Here is an 8407-nt window from a genome sequence, read left to right as displayed (position 1 = left end):
CCTCCGTCCCGTGATCGAGGTACGCCGCCAACGGGTGGAACCCGTACCCTTTTTTCCACGTCGGGCGGGCGTCTTCCTTCTCCGAATGCGAATTCACCAGCGTCGCATCCAAGTCCACAACCAGCGGGGCGCGCCTGCTGACCCCGTGCAACGGCGAGTGTTCCCCGGCGACTGCCCACACACGGGATCGTGCGGCAGCCCGGGCGGCATTGATCGCGGCCAACGCCTTACCCGGGCTGATCCTCGAAAGGGTAGTGACCAGCCGGCTGACCGTCGGATCCGAAGCCACGAGCCCGTAGACCTGCGGCTGGGCCCGCAACCGGTCAACATCGCAGAGACAGTCCCCGCCGGTAGCCAGGGACAACGCCAGGTCAGTGAGGATCTTCGCCGGATCATGGCGGGCGAAAGGCTTCCGCCACGGCCCCAACGCCTCAGAAAGCCCCGCGCCGATCCCCGAAACCCGCACCGTCCGAGTCAGGATCATCCCGCCGGCCTGGGACACCACCCCGGTCCCGGCGGAATCAGCACGGACGGACGGGTAGAGAGCGGTAGTATTACTCACCAGAAAGGTGCTCCTTCAGCTGGCCGAAAATTTTGCGTCAACAACACTATTTTCCCAGCTCAGGAGCACTTTTCGTCGTTTAACCACACCCCGCCAGCCACTACCTCATGAAAGACCGAGGCTAGAGCCATCCTCGCGGTCACTGGTCCGTTGACTGTTCTCATCACCATAGGTTTCCTAATCAAGTTCTACTGGGACCGGCACAAAGCACTGTCAGCAGATACTACTGATCCCTGACGAGAAATTTGATCAAACGGGCACGCTCGGACCGCACCCGTTTGGTTGCCAACTCACCAAGCTCTGCTGTCCCGCATGAGGACCGGCTATCGAACGCATCATCTCGGGATTTCTGCCGCGATTAGGCTGTAAGTATGACCGCATGGAGCCGATACCTGTTTGGAGCCTCGATCGTTTTCGGGGTGGGCGCAATACTGCTCGCCGAGCAGTTGCCGGAATGGTGGGGGCCCGTGTCGATCCTCGTCATGGTCCTGGCTGCTTTTGCGGTCCTCATCAGCTCCGTCCTTGAGTACCGACGCGGGCGCGCGGCGATCGACACTGTGGAATAGCAGCTCCCTGTAGCTGGGGGGCTTCCCTCTCAGGGTCATCTGCGGCATCGTGGCTACGCTTCTGATCTTAACTACTGGAGAACCTAGGGATCCAGCGTCGATGCGCAGTAGTTTGTCGACGTGGCGCTGACCTTGCACCTAAGCGAACTCGCGGTTAAAACCCCTCACGGCATCCCAGCGAGTTGGCGCAGGCAGCCTAGTGTGAAGCATGCGCCTCACCCGGAACCGTCATCGGCCACCCGCTCAACAGTGGGCTTTCGTGGCCCTGATTGCAGCCCTGTCCGCAGCACTCTGGTACGGCTGGTTCGCCTGGGACACCGAGTACTACTACGACGCCACTGTTGGCGAAATGGCCGGCCCCTACGCCATATGGCAGGGCATCGGAGCGTTTTTGTGCAGCTTCGTGGTGGTCGGACTCGCTTATCGGCTCCTGCATTTCGTCGTCGCGTTGCTGGCGCTTCCAGCGGCGTTCACCGTTGCGTGGATTAGCACGGCGGTCACGATGGAGAGCAACGGCCTCTGGGCGGTGGGCGCCGTGCTCGTAGCTGTCGGAACCACCCTAGGCTCGGCTCTGATGCTCGGCATCGCTGCCGTCGTCGAAAATGCTGGCAAAAGAAACCGGGCTCCTGCAACGACCGCTTGAGCTCGCCATCTCCTCTCGGTACGAATGTGCCCTTCGAAGATTGCGATCCGACCCCAAACCGACTTGGCCCAAGGCAATCATCTAGCTAACACCATAGGCTTCGCTCATGAATGCCGATGAGGATCCCGGATCCAGGGTGCCTTGGGCGCTGCTCTGCGGGCTGATTATTATGCTGAACGCCTCGAACTACGCGCTTCAGTCAGGGCAATGCACCGACTACATAACCGGGTCCGGAGCAACGTCCACCTGCTCGTTGGAACCAGCCCTTGGTTGGCCAGGGAGTGTTCTCTTGGCGATGGTCAGTCTCGTTGTGCTCGGGTACTGCATCAATCGCCTGCTTCGACTGTCCCGCTGACCCATGTGCCTGCGGGACTGGTATGTGATCCGATGCTGTGAACCACTTCCTTTCCCTCGATACGACGGTGCTCAGATCGGTCTATTAGGGTGTTTGCATGAACACGATCACTTACGCTCCCAGAGACCTTGTTGTAGCGACGTGTGACGCCATTGATGTCCGGTTTGCTGGTGTTGCCCTCGTAAATACCCTGGGCGGGATCGGCTTGGAGGTTGGCCTACCGTGCATTCAACTTCACCTCAATGGAGTGCGCGGGCTGGAAACAATGATTCGTGATGGCCAGCGTGAACGCGAGTTGCAGGAGTGGTCGGAGCGCCGGAAGGCAGAAGGACCGGATAGTAAAGTGGTCCCCTCTAAAATGCCTGGGGTTGTTCTTTTCGAGCGGATAGCAGCGCATGTGACAGATGACCTTGGCACCGAATATCGGCAAGCGGGTGGGCATGTAGCAGGTGGTGGAACAGAATGGGACGCGGCCTGGATATTTCTGCCTTCACCGCCCGAGAATGCTCGGACCCTTCGCATTGAATTTAGCGTTGACGGGGAGTCCTCTGGGAAGCACTGCGAAGTGAGTCTCTAGCGGGAATCCTGGTTGCCGTTGCGACGGCGACCATTGTTGTCGCAGCTGGGGATCCCCCAGCGGGCGCGTGGTCGAGGGCCGGATGGTGGATTAGCGTCCGCCGATTTCACGTCTGGCATCGACGTCGCCTGGCCTGCACCAGGCTGACTTCAAACGTGCGCTGGTGGAAGCTGAAAGATAAAGCGGTCATCCGGGGACCACTTATGCTCGTCGTCGCATTGATAGCCACGCAGCCACGCTCGACCTTTAACGACCCGAAGATAGAAGCCCTTCGGATACTCAGGGTCCTCGTCCAGCACTTCAGCGGCCACGGTCAGACCGCCTTCAGGCGCCCGACCCGAAGACATCACTGAGTCACGGGAAGCCTGCTGCTCGTTCAAAGCCATACGCAAATAGGGGCCGGTATCCGCCGGGCACAACGACAAGCCCTGTTGCTGTGCAACCTCGAAGATTTGAGTTAGCGTCGCCCCACTAGGAAGCCCTAATTCCGCGACCGTGCGCTCTGTGATCACCACGGGACGAGGCGCTTGGTCGTCGAAGACGTCGTGCTTAAGCAAGGTTTCCGCGTGGACGTTCATTAAGATGCCATGTGAGCTGAGGCTGCTCAGCAACTCACATCGGGAACGCCCACCGACCCATACTTCGAATCGTTCAACGCGAGGTACGGCTGACATGCGACTCCCCAAGGTCAATATCTCCCAACAAGCAGATGACTCACTCTACGGGGACCAAAATCGCCGCACCCGACGAAGGGGACTGCTGAAGGTTTGGTTGACTCCTGACCTGTGGGGATTAGCCTCGCGGGTGGAAGGATGTTCATCATGCCTAGAGCAGTCCCGATCTTGTTTGACAAAGGTCCCGATGGGTAGGGCGCCGAGCGTGGTTGCAGCAGCCGAGATCTGGCAGGTGAGTCACCGTCTTGTTCGTCTGGCGTGAGGGTGGTTCATCGGGTCTATAGGTGTCCACTTCCGCGGCCGCGTCGTTTGGTGATGAGCCTAAACCTCGTTCATCCGTATGGCCCTGAGGGCAGGCCGTGTATGTAGTCCAGTTCAGCACTGGGGTAGAACATGTCGAGGAACGTTGCTTCGATGGTGAGAGATTCCGTGACCTGGTTGATGACGCGTTCGAGGGTTTGTTCGTAGGAACTCCATTGCGCATCTCGTGTTCCTTCGGGGTACCAGTGAGCGTTGTAGAGGGGCATGCACCAGAGGCCGGTGTGTGGGGAGCGTAGAGCACTACGGGTGATTGTTGTGCAGACCAAGTATCAGATCCTTGACCGAGTAACAGGCCGGCACCGTTGTCTTTTTCTATCCATTGGATGACTGGTTGTCGATCCGATGGGTACATGAGACCACCGAACCAGGTTGGCCAATCGGCTTCCCCGTAATTTCTCCACCTGGTCCGGCAACCTCGCCATGTGCGGGGTGGGACTGAAACTGGGGTGGACGGAGGAGGCGCGGTTCCGCGACGCACGGGTGGTGCGCGGCACCATTTATGACTCGGTGGTGTACGGCGTCACCCGTGCCCAGTGGGAAAGCCTTCACTTGCACTCAAGCAGTCAGAGTGCTAATTATTGAGTTAGCACTCTAAGCCGCTGACTGCTAATCGTCAGCGGGTTCAGATGTGACACGCACACCACTGTGGTGAGGGTCGCGGCGGGACGTAAAGAGATCGTCCTGGCTGATGCCCGTCCGTCGCGGGCACCGCAGCCGGTGGGCACTAGTTTGCTGATAAGCAGTACTGTCCCCGAAAGGACCTAAGCCACTATGGCCAAGATCATTTCTTTTGATGAAGAGGCACGCCGCGGCCTGGAGCGAGGACTCAACATCCTCGCCGACGCCGTCAAGGTAACGCTCGGCCCACGTGGCCGCAACGTAGTCCTGGAAAAGAAGTGGGGCGCCCCCACGATCACCAACGATGGTGTATCCATCGCCAAGGAGATCGAACTGGACGACCCGTTCGAAAAGATCGGCGCAGAGCTGGTTAAGGAAGTCGCCAAGAAGACTGACGACGTCGCCGGCGACGGTACCACCACCGCCACGGTTCTCGCACAGGCACTGGTCAAGGAAGGCCTGCGGAACGTTGCCGCTGGTGCAGATCCTCTGAGCCTGAAGCGCGGCATCGAGAAGGCTGTTGAAGCCGTCACTCGCGAGCTGTTGGCTTCCGCCAAGGAAATCGAAACCAAGGAAGAGATCGCCGCAACTGCGTCCATCTCTGCCGGTGACCAGCAGATCGGCGACCTGATCGCTGAAGCGCTGGACAAGGTCGGTAAAGAAGGCGTCATCACCGTCGAGGAATCCAACACCTTCGGCCTTGAGCTTGAGCTCACCGAGGGCATGCGGTTCGACAAGGGCTACATCTCCGGCTACTTCGTCACCGACGCTGAGCGCCAGGAAACGGTCCTCGAAGATCCGTACATCCTGATCGTCAATTCCAAGATCTCCAACGTCAAGGACCTCGTAGCGGTTCTTGAAAAGGTCATGCAGTCAGGCAAGCCACTGCTGATCATCGCCGAAGACATCGAAGGCGAAGCGTTGGCCACCCTGGTGGTCAACAAGATCCGCGGCACGTTCAAGTCGGTAGCCGTCAAGGCGCCAGGCTTCGGCGACCGCCGCAAGGCCCAGCTGGCCGACATCGCCATCCTCACCGGTGGCCAGGTTATTGCCGAAGAAGTTGGCCTCAAGCTGGAGAACGCCACCCTGGACCTCCTGGGCAGCGCTCGCAAGGTTGTTGTCACCAAGGACGAGACCACCATCGTCGAGGGTGCAGGCAACGCCGAAGAGATCGCCGGTCGCGTCAGCCAGATCCGCGCCGAGATCGAGAACTCCGACTCCGACTACGACCGCGAGAAGCTGCAGGAACGTCTGGCCAAGCTGGCCGGCGGCGTTGCAGTCATCAAGGCCGGAGCCGCAACCGAGGTTGAGCTCAAGGAGCGCAAGCACCGCATTGAGGACGCAGTCCGCAACGCAAAGGCAGCAGTCGAAGAGGGAATCGTCGCCGGTGGCGGCGTAGCCCTGATTCAGGCTGGCGCCAAGGCTTTCGCCTCGCTGCAGCTCGAAGGCGACGAGGCAACCGGCGCGAACATTGTTCGCGTTGCCATCGACGCCCCGCTGAAGCAGATCGCCTTCAACGCTGGCCTCGAGCCAGGCGTAGTTGTCGACAAGGTCCGCGGACTGCCTGCAGGCCACGGCCTGAACGCAGCAACGGGCGTCTACGAGGACCTGCTCGCAGCCGGCGTCAATGACCCCGTAAAGGTCACCCGCTCTGCACTGCAGAACGCGGCATCCATTGCTGGCCTGTTCCTCACCACCGAAGCCGTAGTAGCTGACAAGCCTGAGAAGGCTCCAGCCGGCGGCGGCGGCGGCGACGAAATGGGTGGCATGGGCGGTATGGGCGGCTTCTAGCCCCTACCCCGAGGTGTAACCACCTCGCCTAGCTCCAACTGGAAGGACGGTCCCCGCAGGGGTGCCGTCCTTCCGGCGTTGGGCAGCCACCTGGACTCAGTACAGGAACATCCGCGCGTTGCTGAGTTCGGCGTCAGCGTACTGCTGCGTGGCCACCGTCAGGGCGTGGTTAATCTCCCCCAGGGACTCCTCCACGCGCGCCTGGGTGGCACGCCACTGCAGCACAACCTGCTGGAAATTTGCTGCTGCCTGGCCTTTCCAGAGCATTTCGAGGTCCAGCAGGCCGGCCTGCATAGCGCTCACCTCTGACTCCAGGCGCATGATGGTCCCCTGGACTTCGCTGCTCTTGGCCGCGAGGGCATCGGTATCGACCTGAAAGTTTGCCATGGTTCCTCTCCTTTTCAGCTGACACCCTCGACCCTACGCCCAGCGCGAGAGTGCTGGAGGCGGCAAGCCTGCCATGTGGACAGCGCCCGTGCGACTAGGAAACTGTGGAGGGCGAGTCGTCCGCCTCGGGGGCGCTGTGTGGCAAACGGATGGACAACGTAGCCCCGCCGCCAGCTGTCTCCTCCAGCCGTACCGAGCCATCATGCTGTGCCACCAGGGCAGCGACGATCGCCAGGCCCAGGCCGGTGCCACCGGTCTCCCGATACCGTGAGGAGTCGGCGCGGTAGAACCGTTCGAAGACTCGGGCCGCATCTTCCTCGGAGATGCCGGGGCCGTGGTCCCTGACCTCGATGACCGAATCCATCCGGTCGTGAATAACCGGCGCAATACCCACAGCAATCTCGATGGGCGTGCCATCGGGGGTGTACCTGAGGGCATTGGTTATAAGGTTGCCCACCACCTGTCGGAGCCTGGCCTCGTCACCAACCGTGGGGGCGGACCGCGCCGGCCCTCCGTCAAGACCGATTACAGTGATGTCCCGGTCCGGGGCGATTGCCCGGGCATCGAGCGCCGCGTCGTTGCCCAGGATAACCAGGTCAAGGGGCTCGGAATCCAGTGGGCGCTGTTCGTCGATCCGGGCAAGTGTCAGGAGATCCTCGACCAGCTCGCCCATCCGTTTGGCTTCGCTTTCGATCCGGCCCATGGCCGCGCGCACGTCGTCGTCATTCTGGAGCGCCCCGTGCCGGTACAGCTCCGAGAATCCCCTGATCGTCACCAGTGGGGTGCGCAGCTCGTGTGAGGCGTCAGCTACGAACCGGCGCATCTTGCGTTCGGATTCGGTCCGGGCGGAGAACGCTGCCTCAATATGAGCGAGCATCGCGTTGAGGGACCGTGAGAGGCGTCCGACCTCAGTGGCAGGCCGCTCCACTTCGACCCGTCGCGACAGGTCGCCGGCAGCAATGGCTGCCGCGGTTCGCTCCACCCGCCCCAAGGGCCTGAACTGACGGGTTACGGCGATGAACGCGATGCCGCTGGCCACCATGGTGGCACCCAGCCCGACGGCGAAAATCAGTCGACCGGCCTGTTCCAGCGACGCGTTGATGGTGGACAGGTTCGACGCGATCGCGACGCTTCCCTGGCCATTGGTGAGCGGGATAAGGACTACCCGCCAGCCAGTACTGCCCTGGGCGGTCCCGGGGACCGTAAACCCGGACTGTTTTCTTGCGATCACTCCGTCGACGTCGACCTCGGGGATGACCGGAACATCGGATGACTCTTCGGGGAGCGTGGACCGCACCGTCTGTCCGTCCTGGTTCCTCAGCTCGCCATAAAAGCGCAGCAGTGTTCCATCGGCGGAGCCGTCAGGAAGAATATTCTGCGCCACGTCGTATGCATTGGCGCGGATATCCCGATCCATCTGGTCCAGTAGGCTCCCGCGCAGCAGAGAGACGGTGACGATGCCAGTAATCGCAACAGTGACCACCATGAGCAGAGTCATGATGGCCACCAGCTGGGATCGCAGCGATGCAGCTTTCCACCGATCAATCACGGGGGGTGTTACCTACCGTTTGTCAGAGGTGCGCAGCAGGTATCCGACGCCTCGCTTGGTCTGGATCAGGGCTACCGCCTCAGGATTCTTGTCGATCTTTCGCCGGAGGTAAGAGATGTAGGACTCAACAATCGAGGCGTCCCCATTGAAGTCGTACTCCCACACATGATCGAGAATCTGCGCCTTGGAAAGGACCCGGTTGGGGTTCATCATCAGGTAGCGCAGGAGCTTGAATTCAGTGGGGGAGAGGTCAATGATCTCGCCGGCCCGGCGTACCTCATGCGCGTCGTCGTCGAGCTCCAGATCGTCAACGCGGATAACGGCGTCGTCGTCGTCCATCGGCTGGGTGCGGCGCAGAACCGCG

The 8407-nt window shown here is 61.0% G+C and carries 11 protein-coding genes; 5 read left to right on the top strand and 6 right to left on the bottom strand.

All coding sequences use genetic code 11. The features are described from left to right. On the bottom strand, positions 1-562 hold a 562-nt coding region (locus Y703_RS0104185; protein ID WP_026551706.1), incomplete at its 3' end, for an IS1380 family transposase. 371 nt (positions 563-933) lie between these two features. On the opposite strand from Y703_RS0104185, the gene Y703_RS0104180 reads away from it, so the two are divergent. The 4 genes from Y703_RS0104180 (at position 934) to Y703_RS0104170 (ending at position 2703) form a co-directional block, all read left to right on the top strand. Further along, positions 934-1128: a hypothetical protein gene (locus Y703_RS0104180; RefSeq protein WP_026551705.1), complete on the top strand. Its 195-nt coding sequence runs from the start codon at positions 934-936 to the stop codon at positions 1126-1128. 259 nt (positions 1129-1387) lie between these two features. Continuing rightward, entirely contained in the window at positions 1388-1771 is a 384-nt protein-coding gene (locus tag Y703_RS17875) for a hypothetical protein (protein WP_051427296.1), read from the top strand. Between the two features lie 106 nt (positions 1772-1877). Beyond that, on the top strand, positions 1878-2126 hold the full coding sequence (locus tag Y703_RS21915) for a hypothetical protein (RefSeq protein ID WP_155849397.1): 249 nt from the start codon (positions 1878-1880) through the stop codon (positions 2124-2126). A 97-nt stretch (positions 2127-2223) separates the two neighbouring features. After that, positions 2224-2703 (top strand): hypothetical protein, encoded by a 480-nt coding sequence (locus tag Y703_RS0104170; RefSeq protein ID WP_026551704.1) that lies wholly within the window; start codon positions 2224-2226, stop codon positions 2701-2703. Positions 2704-2852: 149 nt separating this feature from the next. Here Y703_RS0104170 and Y703_RS0104165 read toward each other — a convergent pair whose 3' ends face one another. Continuing rightward, the gene (locus tag Y703_RS0104165; protein WP_051427295.1) at positions 2853-3281 is read right to left on the bottom strand and encodes a hypothetical protein; all 429 of its coding nucleotides are present in this window, start codon (positions 3279-3281) and stop codon (positions 2853-2855) included. A gap of 428 nt (positions 3282-3709) precedes the next feature. After that, the gene (locus Y703_RS0104160) at positions 3710-3904 is read right to left on the bottom strand and encodes a hypothetical protein (RefSeq protein WP_026551702.1); all 195 of its coding nucleotides are present in this window, start codon (positions 3902-3904) and stop codon (positions 3710-3712) included. A 565-nt stretch (positions 3905-4469) separates the two neighbouring features. Between Y703_RS0104160 and groL the strand changes: the two genes are divergently transcribed. Continuing rightward, positions 4470-6107 (top strand): chaperonin GroEL, encoded by a 1638-nt coding sequence (gene groL, locus Y703_RS0104155; RefSeq protein WP_019483821.1) that lies wholly within the window; start codon positions 4470-4472, stop codon positions 6105-6107. Between the two features lie 96 nt (positions 6108-6203). On the opposite strand, the gene Y703_RS0104150 is transcribed toward groL, so the two are convergent. The 3 genes from Y703_RS0104150 to Y703_RS17870 all read right to left on the bottom strand — a co-directional run. Continuing rightward, positions 6204-6494, bottom strand: a complete 291-nt coding sequence (locus Y703_RS0104150) for a WXG100 family type VII secretion target (protein WP_026551701.1) — start codon at positions 6492-6494, stop codon at positions 6204-6206. Positions 6495-6588: 94 nt separating this feature from the next. Beyond that, positions 6589-8043, bottom strand: coding sequence for a sensor histidine kinase (locus tag Y703_RS0104145; RefSeq protein ID WP_026551700.1), 1455 nt, complete (start codon positions 8041-8043; stop codon positions 6589-6591). Between the two features lie 12 nt (positions 8044-8055). Further along, positions 8056-8407 (bottom strand): winged helix-turn-helix domain-containing protein (locus Y703_RS17870; protein WP_035763779.1); only part of this gene is annotated, 352 nt, incomplete at its 5' end.

The organism is Arthrobacter sp. H20, assembly GCF_000520515.1.
In the GTDB taxonomy this organism is placed as follows: domain Bacteria; phylum Actinomycetota; class Actinomycetes; order Actinomycetales; family Micrococcaceae; genus Arthrobacter_D.
This window is presented reverse-complemented; position numbering and strand designations above follow the sequence as displayed.